Raw genomic sequence first — 21,024 nt, 5'->3', positions numbered from 1 at the left:
TTGTCGGAGCCCCGCTACCCGCGCGATCTCCGCGGCTATGGCCGCAACCCGCCGCATCCGCACTGGCCGGGCAAGGCGCGGGTCGCGGTGCAGTTCGTCGTCAATTTCGAGGAGGGCGGCGAGAACAACGTTTTGCACGGCGATCGCGCGTCGGAAGCCTTCCTGTCCGACGTGCTGGGCGCGCAGCCCTGGCCTGGCCAGCGCCATGCCAACATCGAATCGATGTTCGAATATGGCTCACGCGCTGGCTTCTGGCGGCTGTGGCGTATGTTCGCGATGCGCAAATGGCCGACCACCGTGTTCGGCGTTGCCACGGCGCTCAAACGCAATCCGGAAATCGTCGCCGCGATGCAGGAGGCCGGCTGGGACGTCGCCAGCCACAGCCTGAAATGGATCGAGCACAAGGACATGACCGAGGCGCAGGAGCGCGCCGAGATCACCGAGGCCATCCGCGTGCACACGGAGGCGACCGGTGCGCGGCCGCTCGGGTGGTACACCGGCCGCTCCTCGATCAATACCAACAGGCTGCTGATGGAAGAGGGCGGCTTCCTCTATCTCTGCGACTCCTATGCCGACGATCTGCCCTATTGGGTTAAAGGCGGGGGCCGCAAACAGCTCATCATTCCCTATACGCTCGACAATAATGACATGCGTTTCATCAACGCGCAGGGCTTTGCGGAGGGCGAGCAGTTCTTCACCTATCTGAGGGATGCCTTCGACGTGCTCTACGCCGAAGGCGAGAGCGCGCCGAAGATGATGTCGGTGGGCCTGCATTGCCGCCTGGCCGGTCGTCCCGGCCGAGCGGCGGGGCTGATGCGCTTTCTCGACTATATCGGCGGGCACGAGCACGTCTGGGTGCCGACCCGACTGCAGATCGCGCGTCATTGGCATGACAATCTCGCCCATCTCGCCGACGATGCGTTCGAGATCGGTTGAGGCGAGCGGCGATGTCGCAGGTCTCGCTCTCCGATCTCAACGCTGCAACCAACGCCGATTTCGTTGCGGCGCTCGCCAACGTCGTGGAATATTCGCCGTGGATTGCCGAGCAGATCGCCGCACAGCGCCCGTTCGCCGGCATTAGTCAGTTGCATGCCGCGCTGATCGCGGCGATCCAGAGTGCCGAAAATGACGTGCAGTTGGCGCTGATTCGCGCGCATCCCGATCTCGCCAACAAGACCCAGCGTGCCCCCGGGCTCACCGCCGAGTCGAACGCCGAGCAGAACAGCGCCGGCCTCGACCGCCTGTCCGAGGCGGAATATGCGGCATTCGAGCGGGTCAACAACGCCTATCGCGAAAAATTCGGCTTCCCCTATATCGTCTGCGTGCGTCGCCACACCAAGGATTCCGTGCTGCGTGACTTTGAGGTGCGGCTGCAAAACATCGCCAAGACTGAAACCCGGCGTGCGATCGAAGAGATCGGCCGCATCTCCGCGCTCCGGCTCGATCAGCTTGTCGTCGCCGAGGACAAGCTCAAAGTGCATGGTCGGCTATCGACGCATGTGCTCGACAATCATGCAGGCAAGCCCGCGCCCGGCATTGCGGTCGAACTCGTCGAGCTGGCTGCGCTCGGCGAAAACCGCGTGATCGCGCGCGCGGTTACCAATGATGACGGACGCACCGATCAGCCGCTGATCGGCGGCCGGCCCTTGCCGATCGGCCGCTATGAGCTCCGCTTCAGCGTCGGCAAGTATTTTTCCGACCGCGGCGTGCAGACGTCGGAGCCGCCGTTCCTCGACGAGATTCCCTTGCGTTTCTCGATCGCCGAGCCGGAAGGGCACTACCACGTGCCGCTGCTGGTGACACCCTGGAGCTATTCGACTTATCGCGGCAGCTAGGCGCCGAACTTTTCGTGCAGCGCAGGGAAAAGTCGGTCCGGCTTGAACGGCGTGGAGGTGAAGCGGATGCCGGTGGCGTCCGCAATCGCGTTGCCGAGCGCGGCAGAGACGGGATTGTACGGGCTCTCGCTCATCGACTTCGCGCCCATCGGTCCGATCGTGTCGGATGTGTCGGCGAACAGCACTTCCGTGCGCGGCACATCGGCGAAGGAGGGCAGGTGATAGTCGCGGAATTTGGCGTTAATGATGCGCCCCTGCGCGTCGATTACCATCTCCTCGTACATCGCGGCCCCCAAAGCCTGCGCTACGCCTCCCTCGACCTGACCGCGGCACTGCATGGGATTGGCGACGACGCCGGCATCGGCTGCCTGCACGCTCTTGAGGATCTTCAGTTCGCCGGTGGCCTTGTTCACCGCCACACGAAAACCCTGCACGTTGAACGCGACCGAACGCGGTGTACCCTGGGAATTGCCGCTCGCCACGAGCGCCTCACCTTGCTCCTGCGCGTTCCTTGCGACCTCAGCAAAGGAAAGCTGCCTGACGCCGCTGACGACAGAATTATCGTTGAGCGTGCAGGTCGCGGCATCGCATAGCCATGCATCGGCTGCGGCAGCCTTCAACATGTTCGCAAGGCGCTCCGCCGCCGCATGCGTTGCCTTGCCGGCAACGAAAATGCCGGCGCTGCCATAGGCGCCGGTATCGTGGCCGCCATGCGCGGTGTCGGATTGCCTGAGGCGGATATTATCGACGGTGGTCGCGAGTGCGCTGGCTGCGATCTGCCGGTGCACCGTGCTGGTGCCGTTGCCGAACTCGGCGGTGCCGACGGTGAGCTCAAAGCCGCCGTCGTCGTTGAGCGCAATCATCGCGTCCGCGATGTGCCCGGCCGGCGGCACGGTGTCGATCATGGTCAGCGCAATGCTCTCGCCGATCAGCCAGTCCGGCGACAGATCAGGACTGGGCGCATCTGCCTGCATCGCGCGCTCAACGAGGTCGAGGCACTGGTCGAGCCCGTAGGAGCCATAGGCGACGTCGTGATATTCCGACGGCGGCGGCGACAGCATGGGATCACCGGGCCTCACGACGTTGCGGCGGCGGATGTCGTACGGGGTGATGCCGAGCTGTCGTGCCAGCTCGTCGATCGCCGCTTCCACGGCGACCAGCGTCTGCGGCAGGCCATAGCCGCGAAACGCGCCGGCAGGAACCGTGTTGGTGTAGACGGCGATCGCATCAACCTTCTTGTTCGGACAATTGTAGACGCTGATCGACTCGGCCACCGCGTGACCCAGCACCGGCCCGGCGTGATTGCCATAGGCGCCGGTGTTGGAGAGGACGTCGAGCTGGAGCGCGGTGAGCTTACCTTCCGCATCGGCGCCTGCCTTGATATGGACGCGCATCGGGTGGCGCGTCGAGGTCGCAATGAACTGCTCTTCGCGCGTCAACTCGAGCTTGACGGGCCGCCCCGTCTTCAGCGCGGCGAGCGCCAAGATGTCCTCGACGAACATCTCCTGCTTGCCGCCAAAACCGCCGCCGACGCGCTCGCAGAACACGCGGACCTTGTCCAAGGGCAGATCGAAGATGTCCGACAGCGCGCGTCGGGTGAGGAACGGCACCTGCGTGGAGGAGCGGACGTTGAGGACGCCGGACGGATCGAGCCAGGCAAGCCCACCATGCGTCTCCAGCGCGGCATGTTGCACGCGCTGGGTCGTAAAAGTGCCTTCATAGGCGACAGCAGAAGCTGCAAGTGCCGCTGCGACATCGCCGAACTCGCCGTGCATTTCCGCGACGATGTTGCGCTTTGCATTGGCGACGCGATGTTCGATGGTTCGATCGGGATGAACGACCGGCGCGCCAGCCGCCATCGCCTTTTCAGGATCGACGACCGCGGGCAGGATGTCGTAGGTGACCTCAAGGCGCCGGCACGCTTCCTCCGCAGCAGCCTCGCTCTCCGCCACGACGGCGGCGACCTTTTGGCCGATGAAGCGGACGACATCATCGAGGACGCGCGTGTCCTCCGGGTCCATCCAATCCTTTTCGTGCCGCGCGGTCGAGAACAGCCGGTCAGGCACATCTTCATGCGTCAGCACAGCGTGGACGTCGGGAACGTCCAAGGCGGCCGTCTTGTCGATCGCGATGATCCTTGCATGCGGATGCGGTGAGCGCAGGAGCTTGATATGAAGGAGGCCCTGGATCTCGGTATCGAAAGTGTAGCGCGCCTCGCCGCGCACGATGTCGGGGCCGGCCGGCGCGGGAAGGCTGCGGCCGAACGCGCCGCCGGCCTCAATGGCGTCGTCGACATTGGTCTTGCCGTCGAGCGCATCCTCGATCGAACGATAGCCGGTGCAGCGGCAGATGTTGCCCTTCAGCGCCGCACCAAGATCGGTGCGCTGCGCCTGGTTCAGCGACGCGCAGGTCAGGATCATTCCGGCGGTGCAGAAGCCGCACTGAAACCCTTGCGCGTCGAGAAAGGCTTGCTGCATCGGATGCGTGCCGCCGTTGCCGCCTAGCCCCTCGATGGTGGTGATCGCGCGGCCCTCGGCGCGGAAGGCCGGGATCAGGCAGCTGTGTACGGGCTCGCCGTCGAGCAGCACGGTGCAGGCGCCGCAATCGCCAGCGTCGCATCCCTTCTTGACGCCGAAATGGCCGAGCTCTCGCAGAAAGGTTCGCAGGCATTGGCCTGCGCGGGGCATTTGCGAAAACGGCTTGCCGTTGATCTCGAAACTCATGACCGCGGGCCATCGAGCAATTCGCGACGGATCTCCTCGGCAAGGTGCAGTGTCATATGCTTGCGCCAGAATGGCTTGCCGTGGACGTCGTCATGATAGAGGCCGTCGGCGATCTCGGCCGCGATGGCCGCGCGTAATGCGTTCGCATCGGGCGGCTTCGGAAAGGACAATCGGATCGGGCGCACAGTCGATGCAGTTACCGTCAGGTTCAGTCCGCCATCGCCATCAAGGCTGCCGATCAACAGTGCCGCAGAGCGGCCGACCGGCGTCAGCGAGATCTGGCGGAATGCCGAACGGCGCTTTAGCGCGGTGAGCGGGATATCGACCTGCCGCAACAGGTCGCCCGGCATCAGGCGGTTGCGCTGGTTGCCGGTGACGAAGTCGAGGACCGGAAGCTTCTGCTCCACGCCGCCTGCCTTCCAGATCGTGCAGATGCCGTCGAGCGCCGAGGTCAGCGAGATCATCGGCCCCGCCGGCAGCGACATGCAGAGATTTCCGCCGACGGTCGCCGTCTTCCAGATCTTGAACGAGGCGAGGAAAGCGCGGCAGCATTGGTTGATTAGCGCTGCGGCGAGCCACTCGGGCGGACAGGTCAGCGCATCAAGCTCGGCGATGGTGCAGGTGGCCGCAATCGTCAGATCGGTGTCGGTGATGGTCAGTGCCGGCCATTTCAGGTCGGCGAGATCGATCAGGCGGGACAGATGGGCCTGGGGCTCCGAGAACAGCCAGGTTCCGCCCGCGAGCCAAGCATCACCTGCCGTCCAAACGGGCAGTTGCGCGCGGCTCTGCGGATGGGCCACCGACGTGATTGTATTCAAGTCCATGAGTACGCCAATGCCTTGAATCGGATCGATCGCCTGAAATGGAGTCTTGCAAGTCCGGAGCCAAGTCGCAACAAGGACGCAGGCGGCTGGCCTTCCTTTGCAGGCGAAAATGCCGGCCGGCGCCAGGAGAAACGGGATCATGGATAACGCAAAGCCGGTCTGGATCAAGGATCCGCTCGCCATCCTCGCCGATGGTGCCGAGCGCGGCATCGTGGTGCAGGATGGGCGGATCGTCGAGCTTGTGCCCGCCGGTGGCAAGCCCACGACGGACGCCGCAGTCTTCGAGGCCGGCGAACATGTCGTGCTGCCCGGGCTGATCAACACCCATCATCACTTCTACCAGACGCTGACGCGCGCGCTGCCTGCGGCGATGGATCGCGAGCTGTTTCCCTGGCTCAAGGCGCTCTATCCGGTGTGGGCACGGATGACGCCGGAGGCACTCCAGCTCGGCGTCACCGTGGCGATGTCGGAGCTGTTGCTGTCGGGTTGCACCACCACGACGGATCATCACTACGTGTTCCCCGCGGGCCTGGAAGATGCCGTCGACATCGAGGTCGCTGTCGCCGAGCGGCTCGGCGTGCGCGTGCTGCTGACGCGCGGCTCGATGAACCTGTCGCAGCGCGACGGAGGCTTGCCGCCCGACAGCGTGGTGCAGGACCAGGACACGATTTTGGCCGACAGCGCGCGGGTGGTCGCCAAGCATCACCAGCGCGGTGCGGATGCGATGGTGCAGATCGCGCTGGCGCCATGCTCGCCCTTCTCGGTGACGACGTCGCTGATGCGCGCCACTGCCGAACTCGCCGACAAGCTCGACGTCCGCCTGCATACCCATCTCGCCGAGACCGAGGACGAGAACCAGTTTTGCGAGCAGATGTATGGCTGCCGTCCGCTCGATTATCTCGAGCAATGCGGCTGGCTCAATGCGCGCACCTGGCTCGCTCACGGCATCTTCTTCAATGCCGACGAGATGAAGCGGCTGGGCAAGGCCAAGACCACCATCAGCCACTGCGCCTGCAGCAACCAGCTTCTCGCGTCCGGCTGCTGCCCTGTCTGCGAGATGGAGGAGGCCGGCGTCGGCATCGGACTCGGGGTCGACGGCTCGGCATCCAATGATGCCTCCAATCTGATGCAGGAGGTGCGCTCCGCGTTCCTGCTCCAGCGTGCCCGCTATGGCGTGACGAGGATCAGCCACAAGGATGCGCTGCGCTGGGCCACCAAGGGCTCGGCCGCCTGCGTCGGCCGCCCCGAGCTCGGCGAGATCGCAGTCGGCAAGGCCGCCGACCTTGCGCTGTATCGGCTGGATGAATTGCGTTTCTCGGGCCACGGCGATCCGATTGCCGCGGTCGTGCTCTGCGGCGCGCATCGGGCTGATCGGGTGATGGTCGCGGGCAAATGGGCGGTGGTCGACGGGGCGATCCCCGGCCTGGACGTCGCCGATCTGATCCGCCGCCACAGCGCGGCGGCTCGTGCGATGCAGGCGGGCTAGGACAGGCGGAACAGAGAAGAGGGGGCAACCACCATTGCCGGGTATTGGTGGCTACCCCCTCTAACCTCCTCCGGGAGGAGCAGGTGATTTTACCAAAGCAAGAAGCGTGCTACTTGCCCGGCAGCTTGTCGTCGATGCCCTTGACGTAGAAATTCATGCCGAGGATCTGGCCGTCATCGAGGTGATCGCCGCCCTTGCATTCGACTTCCTTGCCGTCCTGCCCAACCACCGGGCATTTGAACGGATGCAGCTTGCCGGCTGTGATCGCGGCCTGGGCATCCTCTGCCATCTTTTTCACATCGTCGGGCATGTTGGTGTAGGGCGCCATCGCGAACATGTGGCTGTCGAGCCCGCCCCAGGTGTCCTCGGACTTCCAGGTGCCATCCAGCTCGGCCTTGACGCGCGCAATGTAGTAGGGGGCCCAGGTGTCCAGGATCGAGGTGAGCTGGGTCTTCGGGCCAAACTTGATCATCTCGGAGTCCTGGCCGAAGGCGAGCTTGCCGCGTTCGCTCGCAATCTGCATCGCTGCCGGCGAGTCCGTGTGCTGCATGATCACGTCGGCGCCCTGATCGAGCAGCGCCTTGGCGGCGTCGGCCTCCTTGCCCGGGTCGAACCAGGTGTTGGCCCAAATGATCTTGACCTTGATGTTCGGGTTGATGGTCTGCGCCGCGAGGATCGTCGCGTTGATGCCGGACACGACCTCGGGAATTGGGAACGAGCCGATATAGCCGAGCACACCGGTCTTCGACATCTTGGCGGCGATCAGGCCCTGGATGTATCGCCCCTGATACCACTTCGACGAATAGGTCGACATGTTCTTGTCGCGCTTGTAGCCGGTGGCGTGCTCGAAATGCACGTTCGGATATTTCTTCGCGACCTTCAGCGTCGGATCCATGTAGCCGAAGGACGTGGTGAAGATCAGCTTGTTGCCGGCGCGGACGAGCTGCTCGATGGCGCGCTCGGCGTCCGGACCTTCGGGAACGTTCTCGAGATAGGTGGTCTCGATCTTGTCGCCCAATTCCTTCACCAGCGCCTCGCGCGCCTGCTCGTGCTGATACGTCCAGCCGAGATCGCCAATCGGGCCAAGGTAAATGAAGCCGACCTTCAGCTTGTCGGCAGCGGAGGCAGCGCTGACGCTTCCGGCAAGCAAGAGCCCGGCAGTCAGCGCAAGAAGTGTTTTCCTCATCATCAATCTCCAAACAGTCGGGGAAAGCTACACCGCACCGTGCGCGCCCCATCGCGCACGAAGCGGAAGTCCATCAACGATCGGGCACGAACACGGTGCCGAGCGCGGCCGGCGCGGTCGAGCCACCGGTGCGCGCGCGGGACAACAGAACCAGGACGATCACGGTTGCGAGGTACGGCAGCGCCGACATGAACTGCGAGGGAATGCCGATACCCCAGCCCTGCGCATGCAGCTGCAGGATGGTGACCGCTCCGAACAGATAGGCGCCGACGACGAGGCGGCCCGGCCGCCAGGACGAGAACACGACCAGCGCCAGCGCGATCCAGCCGCGGCCGGCGGTCATGCCGGGAATGAAGAAGGGCGTATAGGCGAGCGGCAGATAGGCACCGGCCAGCCCCGCACAGGCGCCGCCGAACATCACGGCAAGGGTGCGGATGCGCAGCACCGGATAGCCGAGCGCATGCGCTGAGATGTGGTTGTCGCCGCAGGCACGCAGGATCAGCCCCGGCCGGGTCCGGTAGAGAAACCACCAGACGCCGACGATCAGTACGATCGAGAGATAGACGAAGGCGTCTTCGCCGAACAGCACGCGGCCGACCAGCGGAGTGTCCGTAAGGACGGGGATATGAAGATGCGGCGCCGGCGTGATGCGCTCGCCGACGAAACCGGCGCCGATCAGGCCCGACAGTCCAATGCCGAGGATGGTCAGTGCCAGACCCGTCGCGACCTGGTTGACGGCAAGGCCGAGCGCCATCAGTGCGAAGACCAGCGACATCAACGTGCCGGCGACGATGCCGCAGATCGCGCCAATGATGATCGAGCCAGTCAGCCAGGCGCCCGCAAAGCCGCAGGCCGCACCCATGATCATCATGCCCTCGACGCCGAGGTTGAGGACGCCGGAGCGCTCTGTCACGAGCTCACCGGTCGCCGCGATCAGCAGCGGCGTCGAGGCGGCAAGCACCGACAGGATGATCGCTTCAACCAGCTCCACGGGCCACCTGACGGTTCGGGAAGATCAGTCGGAAACGGTAGAGGATCAGGGAATCGCAGGCGAGCACGTAGAACAGCAAAATCCCCTGAAAAACCTTGGTGACATCAAGCGGGATCTTCATTGCGATCTGCGCCTGCTCGCCGCCGATGAACGTCAACGCGAGGAAAAGGCCTGCAATTAATATTCCAATCGGATTCAGCCGGCCAAGGAAGGCGACGATGATGGCGGTAAATCCGTAGCCTGGCGAGATGCCGGGTTGCAGATGCCCGACCGGGCCGGCGACCTCGATGATGCCGGCAAGTCCGGCCAGCGCGCCCGAGACGGCGAAGGTCAGGATGACGAGCTGGTTGGCCTTGAAGCCGCCGAACCGCGCCGCGCGCGGCGCAGCGCCGACGACGCGGATCTCGAACCCCTTGATGGTTCGCCCGAGCAGGACCGCCGCCGCCGCTACGACCAGGAGTGCGATGATCGAGCCGAGATGAAGTCGCCCGCCTTCGATCAACACCGGGACCGTCGCCACGGGATCGAACTCGGCCGTGGTCGGGAAATTGAAGCCGTGCGGATCACGCCAGGGGCCACGGACGAGATAGTCGAGGAAGAGATCGGCGACATAGACCAGCATCAGGCTGGTCAGGATCTCGCTGGCGCCGAACTTCACCTTGCAGACGGCGGGGATCAGCGCATAGAGCGCGCCCGCGACGGCGCCCAGCAAGAGCATCGCCGGGAGCACCCAGGCGCCGGCGTCGGTGCCTTGCGTCTTCACCGCGATCCAGCTTCCGGCAACGGCGCCCATCAGAAACTGGCCCTCGGCACCGATGTTCCAGGCATTGGCGAGATAGCAGAGCGACAGCCCGATCGCGATCATCACCAGCGGCGTCGCCTTCACCGCGATCTCCTGGAGGGAGTAGCCATCGGTCAACGGCGCGATGAAGTAGGCGTGGAGAGCAAGGAGCGGATTCTTTCCGAGGAGCGCGAACAGGATGCTCATGGTCACGATCGTCAGGCCGATTGCGATCAGCGGCGAGACCAGCGCGATCGTGTTGGAGCGCTCTGTGCGTCTCTCAAGCATGAGCTGCATGTGCGAACTCCTTCTGCTCCAGGCTGCTGCCGCCCATCAACAGGCCTAGCCTCTCGCGTGTCGCTTCTCCGGCCGTGAGCGGCGCCGACAGCCTGCCGTGGAACATCACCGCGATACGGTCGGCGATTTCGGCGAGCTCGTCGAGATCCTGGCTCGTCACCAACACCGCCGCGCCGCTGGCGGCGAGATCCAGGAGCGCCTGGCGGATGACGGCGGCCGCGCCAGCATCCACGCCCCAGGTCGGCTGGCTCACCACCAGCACGGCCGGCTTGCGCAGGATCTCGCGGCCGACGATGAATTTTTGCAGATTGCCGCCGGAGAGGCTTGCCGCTTCCGGATCGCGCTTGGCCTTGCGCACGTCGAAGGTCTCGGTCGCCTTGTCGACCGTTTTCAACGTTGCCGCCGTATCGACAAAGCCGTGCCTGACCATGCCGCTCGCGGCATGGCCTGTCAGCAACGCGTTTTCCGACAATCGCATGCGCGGCGCGGTGCCATGGCCGAGCCGCTCCTCGGGCACGAAGGCTGCGCCCAGCTTGCGGCGCTGGGTGATCGACAAAAGTCCGGCGGCGATGCCTTCGATCACCACCGTACCCGGCTCCTTCGACAGCCGCTCGCCCGACAACGCGGCGAAGAGCTCGTCCTGGCCGTTGCCGGCGACACCTGCGATGCCAAGGATCTCACCGCCCTTGAGCTCAAGCGAGATGTGCTCAAGTCGCACGCCGTGCGGCTCATCGGGCGCAAGGGTGAGATCGTTGACGACGAGCCGCGGCACTGTGGTCTGCCTGCCGGCCGCGGCCTTGACCTCCTTGATCTCACCGCCGACCATCATGCGCGCGAGCGAGGCCGCCGTCTCGGCCTTCGGATTGCAGGTCGCGACCTTCCTGCCGCCGCGCAGGATGGTGGCGGTGTCGCACAGCCGCTTCACCTCCTCGAGCTTGTGGCTGATATAGAGGATCGCGCGGCCCTCGGCCTTCAGCCGTTCGAGCACGATGAAGAGCTGGTCGGCCTCCTGCGGCGTCAGCACCGCGGTCGGCTCGTCCAGGATCAGGAATTTGGGATCTTGCATCAAGGTGCGCACGATCTCGATGCGCTGGCGCTCGCCGACCGACAATTGCCAGACCTCGCGCCTGGGATCGAGCGGCAGGCCGTAGGTTTTGGAGACCTGCTCCAGCCGTGCGGACATGTCCTTGAAGGATTCCTTGCCATCGAGCCCGAGCGCGACGTTCTCGGCGACGGTGAGATTCTCGAATAGCGAGAAATGCTGGAACACCATTCCGATGCCACGGCTGCGGGCTTCCGATGGGCCGGACAGCACGATGCGCTCGCCCTGCCAGCGAATCTCGCCGGCGCTTGGCTGGATCAGGCCGTAGATCGCCTTGACCAGCGTCGACTTGCCGGCGCCGTTCTCGCCGAGCAAGGCATGGATCTCCTTGGGGAAGATATCGATGTCGATCGACGCGTTGGCGAGGAAGTCGCCATAGCGCTTGGTGAGCCCGATCGTCTGGAGCAGCGGGAGCTCCCCGGTATGCAGGCTATTGGGCATCGCGTCTGACATTCGCCGTCACGTGGGTCGGGTAAAGTGTTTCTCTGCCTCAATAGTGGGCTAGTTTGATCCGTCGCGTAAGTAGCGAAAAAACGCCATGCCTTGCTCAACGCTTCGGCAAACGAGGGGATTGGCCGTCCATTCGCGATTCTTGGGCGGCAGTTTTAGCGAGTCCGTAGTTGTGCGGTAAGCGTCTGTTGCAAATTTGTGACGGTTCAAACCAAATCGGAACCGCCTGTGCAGCGTTGATGCCAAGTTGGGCAATCGACGCGTTGGCCCTGGATGCTTTGCGCAGACGCGGCGACGCCGCTGGCCCGGGCTTCAGCGTGTCGTTTTTCGCCGACACAAAAGGCAAAGAAAAACAATCAGAAAACTCTAGCCGAGGCTCGCGCAACGCAGGCAGGCGAAGCGTGTTGCCGCGTATCGAAGCGAGCCAGAAAGCCCTGATCCTCGCGCGCCTTCTGCCGAAACCTGCAGCATGCGCTGAAGCAAGTTGAGGCTTCTCACCTCCAGGGAACAGCGCAAGTGTCGCACCCAAGAGGCTTGCTTTCCAAGCTTCAACATTGGGGGTGTTTGGATGTCGTTTCGTTTCATGGCAATTGCAGCAACGGCGCTGTCTCTTGCTACGCTAGCCACCGGCGGCTTGGCTCACGCGGCGGACCTACCGGTCAAGGCCGCCAAGAAGGCGGCGGACCTTCCTTTCTTCCTGGTGATCGACGACCGGGTCTCATTCTCCTGGATGCCGAAGGGCACCGATCCCGGCATGTGGAGCGTCCGTCCGGATGGTTCGATCGACGGCAAAACGCCTAAGCAGGTCTACTCCTTCACGCATTTCGACCTCTGGGCCTACGGCACCAACTTCTTCACCATCTCGATGTTCAAGTCGGGTCACAACGACCCTGCCAGCCCTTGCGTCGCGCCCGGCGTGACCATCACCGGCGGGGCCGCCGATTGCGCCGGCGCGACCGAGATCTACGGCCTGTTTCGCTCGACCTTCGGCTGGAATGAGTTGTTCGGCACCAAGGCCTTCACCGCCGGTCCGCTGCACAACATCTCGTTCGAAGTCGGCATGGACGGCAACACCGAGAACAACTTCCTGGCGCCTGCCAAGCGCGATGTCGTCGCCGGTTTGCAGTTCGCTTTCGATCTTCCCTACAAGGGTTATATCAACGTCGCGCCACTGGCGTACTGGGAGTTCTCCAATCACAACGCCTTCACCCAGTGCGGCTTGTTCGTCACCGGGCCTGCGGGCGTCGTCTGTAACTCGGACGGCAATGTCAGCTACAACCCGACCTGGGCGGTCGAAATCAACTACTACATGGACCTCGGCTTCCTACCGCCGAGCATGCAGTTCTGGTCGATCAGCGGCCGCGCCGGATGGTACGGACCGAAGGGCGACTCGAACGGCCTTCCTGCGCTCTCGGGCGTCGGCCGGTTCTCCACCGCGTCCAAGACCGAGCTGAACAGCGAGCCGATCCGCCTGACCTTTGACGCCTCGAAGGCTGCGTGGGGTGACAAGTACTCGCACTTCGTCGACCTCTGGGTTGCCTACCGCTACTGGCAGAACAAGTTCGGCCTCGACCACAACGCCATGCCCGGCGTCTGCACCGTCGCGGCCACCGGCCAGAGCACCAAGAGCTGCACCGAGTCCACGGTCTATGGTGGTGTCACGTTGAAGTTCTGATCGAGCGACGCTTAGGGTGGGTTACGCCGAGCGGACTGCGCTTCGCGCAGCCGCAGGGCTGACCCACCCTACGACCGCGTCTACTTCGACCATACGCCGTCGTGCAGGGCTTCGGCTTCGTCTTCCAGAAGCGGGCCTACGACCTCGGTCGGCCGCTGGCCGCTGGCAAAGACCTCGCGGCAGGGCAGGTCGAGCGTCGGGTTCTCCGGATGATTGCCGGTGACGCCGCGCAGGCGGTGTTCGCTCAAGGCATAGACCACGCGACCGATGCCGGCCCAGTAGATCGCGCCGGCGCACATCGCGCAGGGCTCGGCGGAGGAATAGAGCGTCGCCTTGGCGAGCACCTCGCGGTCCAGCGTGCGGCAGGCTTGCGTGGCGGCGAGACGTTCGGCATGCGCGGTGCCGTCACGGTCCGGCATGTAGCCGTTCTCAGCCTCGATCAGCACCTTGTCGTCCGCATCGACCACGAGGCAGCCGAACGGGTGGTTGCCGTGCGTAAGGGAGCGGCGGGCGACCTCAAACGACAGGCGCAAGAAGTGCTCGTCGCGTTCCGATCCGCTCATCGCTGCTCCGCGGTCAATGTCCCGCCATATGACGGCCGACCACGGTGAGGTCGGCTTCGCTGGTCCGTGCTTCATACACGAATTCGCCGTGGAACATCACCACCAACCGGTCGGACAGCTCAAGCAATTCATCGAGATCCTCGCTGACCAGCAGCACCGCCGCTCCGCGATTGCGCGCGGCCATGATCTCGGCATGGATCTGCGCCACCGCGGCGAAGTCGAGGCCGAAGCAGGGATTGGCCGCGATAAGCACCTCGACGTCGCCGCCGAGCTCGCGCGCCAGAACGGCGCGCTGGACATTGCCGCCCGACAGCGCCGAGATCGGTGTCTCCGGCGTGCGTGTCTTGATCTTGTATTGCGCGATCTTCTTTCGGGCGTCATCCCGGAACGCGCCGCGGTTGAGCCACCAGCCGAGGCTCGCAAAGGGCGCGCGGTCGAACTCGCGGAAGGCGATGTTGTCCGCAACGCTCATGCCGCCGACGCAGGCGTTCTTGAGCGGCTCCTCCGGCAGCAGTGACATCTTGTGCCGGCGCATCTCCTCGCGGCGCGCGTGATAGGGGTTGCCGGCGACGCGGATCTCGCCGCTCTCGGCCTCGCGCTGGCCGGCCAGCACCTCGACCAGTTGGCGCTGTCCGTTGCCGGAGACGCCGGCGATACCGACGATCTCGCCGGCGCGCACGGTGAGGGAAACGTCATGCACGGCAATGGCGCCGGCATCGTCGAGCGCCCGGACCTTTGCCAGCTGCAGCCGCGCCTGACCCGTCTCACCGGTGCGTGGCGGCTGCACGGTCAACTGCTCGGCGCCGATCATGGTGCGCGCCATCGCGTCCGGCGTCAGCTCGGAAACCTTGCCGGCGCCTGCGAGCTTGCCGCGGCGCAGGATCGTCACCTCATCGGCGAAGGCCATGACCTCGCGAAACTTGTGCGTGATCATCAGGATGGTCAGCTCGCCCTTCACGACCATGTCGCGCAGCATGCCGAGCACCTCGTCTGCTTCTGCGGGCGTCAGCACGGAGGTCGGCTCGTCCAAGATCAGGAAACGCCGCCTCAGATAAAGCTGCTTGAGGATCTCGCATTTCTGCCGCTCTCCGGCAGAGATGTCGGAGACCTTTGCGTTGAGTGGCACCCTGAACGGCATCCGGGCCAGAAACGCTTCGAGCTCCTTCTTCTCCTTGCTCCAGTCGACCACCGCCGGAACGTCATCACGCGCGAGCACGAGGTTTTCGGCGACCGTCATCGCCGGCACCAGCGTAAAGTGCTGGTAGACCATGCCGAGCCCGAGCGCATGCGCGTCCTTGGGATTCCCGATGGTCTGCTGGCGGCCACCGACGAGGATGTCGCCTTCGGTGGCGTGGTAATAGCCCATGATGCATTTGACGAGCGTCGATTTGCCGGCGCCGTTCTCGCCGAGCAACGCGTGGAACGAGCCCGGCCGCACCTTCAGCTCGACATTGTCAAGCGCCAGGAAATCACCGAAGCGCATGGTCATGGCGAGTGCGTCGACGCCGAAGGCGCCACTCGGCGGAGGTATCTCGCCGATGATCACGAGATCGCTCCGATCAACGCATCCGAGGTCGCGACTGCGCCGAAGACGCCGCCCTGCATCTTGATCATCTTCAGGGCGTGGTCGTGATTGCTCTTGTCGGTCGCGCCGCAGCAATCGTGCAGCAGCACGCATTCGAAGCCGCGATCGTTGGCCTCGCGCATGGTGGTGTGGACGCAGACGTCGGTGGTGATGCCTGTCAGCACGATGTTCTCGATGCCGCGCACGCGCAGGATCAGTTCGAGATCGGTGGCGCAGAACGAGCCCTTGCCGGGCTTGTCGATAATGGCTTCGCCCGGCATCGGCGCCAGCTCGGGGATGATCTCCCAGCCGGGCTCGCCGCGCACGAGAATACGGCCGCACGGGCCGGGATCGCCGATCCCGGCGCCGATCTGCCGCGAGCGCCAGCGCTTGTTGGCGGGCAGGTCGGAGAGGTCGGGGCGATGGCCTTCGCGGGTATGCATGATGTGGAATCCCTGCTTACGCATCACCGCGAGCAGCTTCTTGATCGGCTCGACCGGGGCCCGCGTCAGCGAGAGGTCGTAGCCCATCTTGTCGACATAGCCGCCGACGCCGCAGAAATCGGTCTGCATGTCGATGATGATCAGCGCCGTGTTCTCGGGGCGCAGATCGCCATTATAGGGCCAGGCGTAGGGCTCGGACTTGATGTGGCGCTCGGGCATGAGTTCGCTTCCTAGCGGGTGATCGATAGTTCAGCCGGCGCGCCCGTCAGCGTTCGCTTCGGCGAGCAGGTGATGATCATGATCGCGAGCGTCAGGATGTAGGGCGCGGCGTTGAAGAGGTGATAGCCGGAGGTGACGCCGACCGATTGCAGCGCCGGTCCCAGCGCCGCGGCGCCACCGAAGGCGAGCGAGGCCCACAGGCACAGCATCGGATCCCAGCGCGCGAAGATGACGAGCGCGACCGCCGTGATGCCCTGTCCCGAGGAGAGGCCCTCGTTCCAGCTTCCGGGATAGAACAGCGACAGGAACGAGCCGCCGATGCCGGCGAGGAAGCCGCCGACCATGGTGGCGCGCAGCCGGATCAGGAGCACGGAATGGCCCATGGCGCGCGCCGCATCCGAGCTTTCGCCGGCGGTGCGGATGAGCAGGCCCCAGCGCGTGGTGCGGAAGGCCCAATAGAGGATCGGCGCAAGCGCGACGCCGATCAGGAACATGACGTTGATGCGCAGCGCGGCCCGGACCTGCGGGATGTCGCTCCACCAGCCGAAATCGATCGCCGGCAGCCGCGGCGCGGTCGGCTCGATCAGCGGTTTGCCGAGATAGAAGGCGAGACCCGTGCCGAACAGCATCAGCGCAATGCCGACCGCGATGTCGTTGACGCGCGGCAGCGAGCAGATGCCGGCATGCAGCGCGCCGAGCAGGGCGCCGGTGATACCGGCGGCAAGCACCCCGAGCCAGGGCGAGCCCGAGAGATAGGAGATGCCATAGGCGCTCATCGCGCCCATGACCAGCGTGCCTTCGAGACCGAGATTGATGCGGCCGGAACGCTCGGTAATGCATTCGCCCAGGCTCACGAACAGGAAGGGCGTGGAGACGCGAATGGCGCCGCCGAATACGGCAAGCGGGACGGTCCACAGTCCGATCGATCCGTCTGCCATCTCAGGACTTCCCCTTGAGAAAACCGATGCGGCCGTAGAGCGCATCGCTTGCCAGCACGAAGACGAAGATGATGCCTTGAAGCACCAGCACCGACGCATCGGGCAGCCCCAGGCGGCGCTGCAACAGCCCGCCGCTGGCGCTGATGCCGCCGAGCAGGATCGCCACCGGAATGATCGCAAGCGGATTTTGTCGCGCGAGGAAGGCGACCAGGATGCCGGTGAAACCATAACCGGCGGCGAGATTGGCATTGGTGCGGCCCTGCACGGCCGCGACCTCGACCATGCCGGCGAGCCCCGCCGCGCCGCCTGCGAGGAAGCAGATCGTGAGGATGAGCTTGTTGACGCCGAGCCCGACGATCTTTGCGGCGCGGATGTTCCCTCCGGCAACACGCGCGGCGAAGCCAAACACGGTGTGGTAGATCAGGATGTAGGCGGCGATCGCCGCCGCCAGGCCGAAGACGAGCCCCCAATGCACGTCGGTGCCGGGGATGCTGCCGATCATGTTGGCAGCGCCGATCTCGCGCGTCGACGGTTTGTTGAGGCTCGCAGGATCGCGCATCACGCCTTCGACGAGATGGTTGAGGATGGCGAGTGCGATATAGACCAGCAGGAGGCTCGAGATCGTCTCGTTGACGCCGCGATATTGCCGCAGCGCGCCGGTCAGCATGATCCACAATCCGCCGCCGGTCACGCCGGCGCAGACCATCGCGATCTGGACCACGAACGGCGGTGCGCCTTGCAGTGCCAGCGCCGCACTGGTCGCAGAGAGCGCGCCGATCAGCAGCGCACCTTCGCCGCCGATGATGACCATGCCGAGCTGCGCAGGCAGGGCCGTGCAAAGCGCGGTGAGGATGAGCGGGGCTGCGCGTGTCAGCGTATTCTGCCAGGAGAACCAGGTGCCGAACGCGCCCTGGTACATGTAGAAATAGAGGTCGAGCGGGTTCTTGCCGAACAGCGCGACGAAGATGCCGAAGACCGCGAGCGCGCCGACCAGCGCCGCGCCTGGGATCAGTATGTACTCGATATTCGCGCCGTAGCGCTGGAGGAATCCCGCGTCAGTGGCCGGGGCGATGGCCCCGACCGCTTCGACGGGATCCGCCGCTTCCGTTGTCACGAAGTCGCTCCGATCACGCCTTCGACGAGGTAGTCCATCTTCTCGAGTTCGGGATCCTTCTGGCCGCGCTCGGTGCCGGCGGCGATCACCGTCTTACCCTTGTTGTCGAGCAGCGGGCCCTTGAAGATGGCAAAGCCGTCCGACGACAGGAATTTGGCCTTGGCTTCGTCGGCCGCCTTGCGTGCCTCGGCCGACACCGCTTCGCCATAGGGCGAAACCTTCACGATCTCTTCCTTCAGGCCGCCGCGGTAGAAGTTCGGGATCTCTTCGCCGGCGGCGATCATCTTGACGAATTTCGGATAGAGCGCCTCCCAATTCCACTCGGCGCCGGTGAGATACGCCTTCGGCGCCAGCGCTGACTGGTTGGTGTGATAGCCGCAGACGAAGGCACCGCGCCGCGCCGCGTTCTCGACCATCGTCTTGGGGCCATCGACATGGCAGGTTAGGACGTCCACGCCCTGGTCGATCAGGCTGTTGGTGGCCTCGGCTTCCTTGACTGGCATCGACCAGTCGCCGGTGAAGATCACCTGCGTGGTGGCCTTCGGATTGACGGACTTGGCGCCGAGCGTGAAAGCGTTGATGTTGCGCAGCACCTGGGGGATCGGCTTGGCTGCGACAAAGCCAAGCTTGCTGCTCTTCGACGTCAAGCCGGCGACGATGCCGGAGATGTATTGGGCTTCGTCGATATAACCAAAATAGCTACCGGCGTTCTTCGGGTCCTTGTCGGTCCACAGGCCGCCGCAGTGCTCGAAGCGCAGCTTCGGGTACTTCGTCGCCATCTTGATCATGTGCGGATTGTAGTAACCGAACGAGGTCGGGAAGAGCAGGGTGGCGCCATCGAGATTGATCATGGACTCGATGGTCTTCTCGACCGCATCGGTCTCCGGCACCTTCTCTTCCTCGACCACCTTCAAGCCGGGAATCTTCTTCAACGCCGCGGCGCCCTGTGCGTGCGCCTGGTTGTAGCCATAGTCGTCGCGCGAGCCGACATAGATGAAGCCGATCGTCGTCTCGGCCGCGAAAGCCGGGCGGGCGCCGAGGGCCGCTCCCAAGGAGATCGCCGCGCTACCCTGCAACAAATGCCGTCGTGAAATCCTGCCAAAATCCATTGGATGCTCCCTTTGGCGGATGGTCCGCCCCTCTCTCCCGGCCACCGTCGGTCTGGCGGCGCCAGAACGGGATGTCGCAAGCTTCGTGCCAGAGGTTATTGAGCAGGCATGTGGACATAACTCATTGTAAAATAATGATTATGTGTCTGGCTTGAATCTTGGGCAGACAACGTTCAGATTAAATTATAGGCAGTACAAAGACATTGTATGCAATGTAGTTAAGCAGCGTTAACCGGCGCCCCCACCGGCTGTTCGACGCGCCGCCTGGTCTGCCGGGTCGGCATTCATGCTAACCAGTTCGCGAGTCGGACCTAAGCGTGAGACGTGTGCGCTGGCACCGAACTTGTATCGATGGTCATGTGGACCGCCCTTGCGGCTGCGACCTGCAGGATGGAAAGTTTGAGCGAGATGGCTCCTGGTATCGCCGTTCCAAATGGCTCGCTCGGCGAGGAGATCGTACGTCGCATCAACGAGCTCGGCGCCATCTCGGAGGACGCGGACAAGCTCACCCGAATCTATCTCAGCAGGGAATTGCGCGTTGCCGCCGATCTCATCCTCGGCTGGATGCGCGAAGCGGGAATGCATGCGCATCTCGACGCGATCGGCAACGTTTGCGGCCGCTACGAGGGCGAGCGGCCGGGGCTGCCATGCCTGATGCTGGGTTCGCACTACGACACCGTGCGCGACGCCGGCAAATGGGACGGTCCGCTAGGTGTGATCACGGCGATTGCCTGCGTCGCCGAGCTGAACCGGCGCGGCAAGCGTCTGCCGTTCGCGATCGAGGTCATCGGCTTTGCCGATGAGGAGGGCGTGCGCTTTGCGTCCACGCTGCTCGGCAGTCGCGCGGTCGCCGGCACGTTCGACGAGAGCGTGTTGAACACGCGCGACCGCGACGGCGTCTCGATGCGCGAGGCGCTCGTGAAGTTCGGCCTCGACCCAGACCATATCGGAGCGGCTGCGAGGACGCGGCGCGAACTGCTGGCCTATCTCGAGCTGCACATCGAGCAGGGACCGGTGCTGGAAGCGCAAAATCTCCCGGTCGGCGTCGTCACCGCGATTGCGGGCGCAACGCGGCTCGCCGCACGGCTGACCGGCATGGCCGGCCACGCCGGCACCGTGCCGATGGCGCTGCGTCGCGACGCACTCTCGGGTGCGGCCGAATGCATCGGTGCGATCGAGCAGTTCTGCCGCACCGATGAGGGCGGACTGGTCGGCACCGTCGGCTACATCCACGCAAAACCCGGCGCGACCAACGTTATTCCGGGCGAGGTCTCGTTCACCATCGACATGCGCGCGCCGACCGACATGCATCGCAACCGTGCGGTCGCCGACGTCGTCCGCCAGATCGAGGCGATCGCCAGGCGCCGACAGCTTGCGCTCCAGCTCGACGTCACTCACGAAAACCGGACCGCGCCGTGCGCGCCGTGGCTGAAGGACCAGGTCGCGCAGGCGATCGCTGCGGAGGGATTTGCCGCGTTCGAATTGCCGAGCGGCGCCGGCCATGACGGCATGGCGATGATCGACATCGCCGATGTCGCCATGATCTTCGTCCGCTGCCGTAGCGGCATCAGTCACCATCCGGACGAGCACGTCGAGCCCGCCGACGCCGACATCGGCGCCCGCGTGTTGCTCCGGGTGATCGAGAATTTCAGGCCGCGGGAGAATCGCGCCGGCGCGAACTGACTGTCGGGGGCACGTCATCGGGCTGAGACACGAATCGGTCA

The 21,024-nt window shown here is 64.5% G+C and carries 17 protein-coding genes; 5 read left to right on the top strand and 12 right to left on the bottom strand.

Annotation, left to right across the window (positions count from 1 at the left end; all coding sequences use genetic code 11):
• A complete protein-coding gene (gene puuE, locus ACV1FX_RS10745) occupies window positions 1-936 on the top strand; it encodes an allantoinase PuuE (protein WP_473117526.1) in 936 nt (311 codons plus the stop codon).
• A gap of 11 nt (window positions 937-947) precedes the next feature.
• Window positions 948-1,835, top strand: a complete 888-nt coding sequence (gene uraD / locus ACV1FX_RS10740) for a 2-oxo-4-hydroxy-4-carboxy-5-ureidoimidazoline decarboxylase (protein ID WP_473117525.1) — start codon at window positions 948-950, stop codon at window positions 1,833-1,835.
• Here the strand turns inward: uraD and ACV1FX_RS10735 are convergent.
• Window positions 1,832-4,558 carry a molybdopterin-dependent oxidoreductase gene (locus ACV1FX_RS10735; RefSeq protein ID WP_473117524.1) on the bottom strand — a complete coding sequence of 909 codons (2,727 nt, stop codon included), beginning with the start codon at window positions 4,556-4,558 and terminating at the stop codon, window positions 1,832-1,834. The two genes, uraD and ACV1FX_RS10735, sit on opposite strands and share 4 nt — an antisense overlap.
• Entirely contained in the window at window positions 4,555-5,382 is an 828-nt protein-coding gene (locus ACV1FX_RS10730) for an FAD binding domain-containing protein (protein WP_473117523.1), read from the bottom strand. The genes ACV1FX_RS10735 and ACV1FX_RS10730 overlap by 4 nt, the downstream gene beginning before the upstream one ends.
• Window positions 5,383-5,521: 139 nt before the next feature.
• On the opposite strand from ACV1FX_RS10730, the gene ACV1FX_RS10725 reads away from it, so the two are divergent.
• Entirely contained in the window at window positions 5,522-6,868 is a 1,347-nt protein-coding gene (locus ACV1FX_RS10725) for an 8-oxoguanine deaminase (RefSeq protein ID WP_473117522.1), read from the top strand.
• Between the two features lie 109 nt (window positions 6,869-6,977).
• On the opposite strand, the gene ACV1FX_RS10720 is transcribed toward ACV1FX_RS10725, so the two are convergent.
• The 4 genes from ACV1FX_RS10720 to ACV1FX_RS10705 form a co-directional block, all read right to left on the bottom strand.
• Window positions 6,978-8,054 carry a BMP family ABC transporter substrate-binding protein gene (locus ACV1FX_RS10720; RefSeq protein ID WP_473117521.1) on the bottom strand — a complete coding sequence of 359 codons (1,077 nt, stop codon included), beginning with the start codon at window positions 8,052-8,054 and terminating at the stop codon, window positions 6,978-6,980.
• 73 nt (window positions 8,055-8,127) lie between these two features.
• Complete coding sequence (locus ACV1FX_RS10715) at window positions 8,128-9,045, bottom strand: ABC transporter permease (protein ID WP_473117520.1); 918 nt, start codon at window positions 9,043-9,045, stop codon at window positions 8,128-8,130.
• Window positions 9,032-10,123: an ABC transporter permease gene (locus ACV1FX_RS10710; RefSeq protein ID WP_473117519.1), complete on the bottom strand. Its 1,092-nt coding sequence runs from the start codon at window positions 10,121-10,123 to the stop codon at window positions 9,032-9,034. The genes ACV1FX_RS10715 and ACV1FX_RS10710 overlap by 14 nt, the downstream gene beginning before the upstream one ends.
• Window positions 10,107-11,678, bottom strand: a complete 1,572-nt coding sequence (locus ACV1FX_RS10705) for an ABC transporter ATP-binding protein (protein WP_473117518.1) — start codon at window positions 11,676-11,678, stop codon at window positions 10,107-10,109. Before ACV1FX_RS10705 ends, ACV1FX_RS10710 begins: the two co-directional genes overlap by 17 nt.
• 565 nt (window positions 11,679-12,243) lie before the next feature.
• Between ACV1FX_RS10705 and ACV1FX_RS10700 the strand changes: the two genes are divergently transcribed.
• Window positions 12,244-13,350, top strand: coding sequence for a hypothetical protein (locus ACV1FX_RS10700; protein WP_473117517.1), 1,107 nt, complete (start codon window positions 12,244-12,246; stop codon window positions 13,348-13,350).
• 80 nt (window positions 13,351-13,430) lie between these two features.
• Here ACV1FX_RS10700 and ACV1FX_RS10695 read toward each other — a convergent pair whose 3' ends face one another.
• From ACV1FX_RS10695 to ACV1FX_RS10670, 6 genes are read right to left on the bottom strand one after another with little or no spacing between them, the layout of a single operon-like run.
• Window positions 13,431-13,913: a nucleoside deaminase gene (locus tag ACV1FX_RS10695; protein WP_473117516.1), complete on the bottom strand. Its 483-nt coding sequence runs from the start codon at window positions 13,911-13,913 to the stop codon at window positions 13,431-13,433.
• A 13-nt stretch (window positions 13,914-13,926) separates the two neighbouring features.
• A complete protein-coding gene (locus tag ACV1FX_RS10690) occupies window positions 13,927-15,459 on the bottom strand; it encodes an ABC transporter ATP-binding protein (RefSeq protein ID WP_473117515.1) in 1,533 nt (510 codons plus the stop codon).
• On the bottom strand, window positions 15,456-16,139 hold the full coding sequence (biuH, locus tag ACV1FX_RS10685) for a biuret amidohydrolase (protein WP_473117514.1): 684 nt from the start codon (window positions 16,137-16,139) through the stop codon (window positions 15,456-15,458). Before biuH ends, ACV1FX_RS10690 begins: the two co-directional genes overlap by 4 nt.
• Window positions 16,140-16,150: 11 nt before the next feature.
• On the bottom strand, window positions 16,151-17,077 hold the full coding sequence (locus ACV1FX_RS10680; RefSeq protein WP_473117513.1) for an ABC transporter permease: 927 nt from the start codon (window positions 17,075-17,077) through the stop codon (window positions 16,151-16,153).
• A 1-nt stretch (window position 17,078) separates the two neighbouring features.
• A complete protein-coding gene (locus tag ACV1FX_RS10675; RefSeq protein ID WP_473117512.1) occupies window positions 17,079-18,191 on the bottom strand; it encodes an ABC transporter permease in 1,113 nt (370 codons plus the stop codon).
• Window positions 18,188-19,300, bottom strand: a complete 1,113-nt coding sequence (locus tag ACV1FX_RS10670) for a BMP family ABC transporter substrate-binding protein (RefSeq protein ID WP_473117511.1) — start codon at window positions 19,298-19,300, stop codon at window positions 18,188-18,190. Before ACV1FX_RS10670 ends, ACV1FX_RS10675 begins: the two co-directional genes overlap by 4 nt.
• Before the next feature lie 408 nt (window positions 19,301-19,708).
• Here ACV1FX_RS10670 and ACV1FX_RS10665 point away from each other — a divergent pair, with 408 nt between their 5' ends.
• Entirely contained in the window at window positions 19,709-20,983 is a 1,275-nt protein-coding gene (locus ACV1FX_RS10665; RefSeq protein WP_473117510.1) for an allantoate amidohydrolase, read from the top strand.
• The last annotated feature ends 41 nt before the right edge of the window (window positions 20,984-21,024 follow it).

Source organism: Bradyrhizobium ingae (genome assembly GCF_055791185.1).
This window is presented reverse-complemented; position numbering and strand designations above follow the sequence as displayed.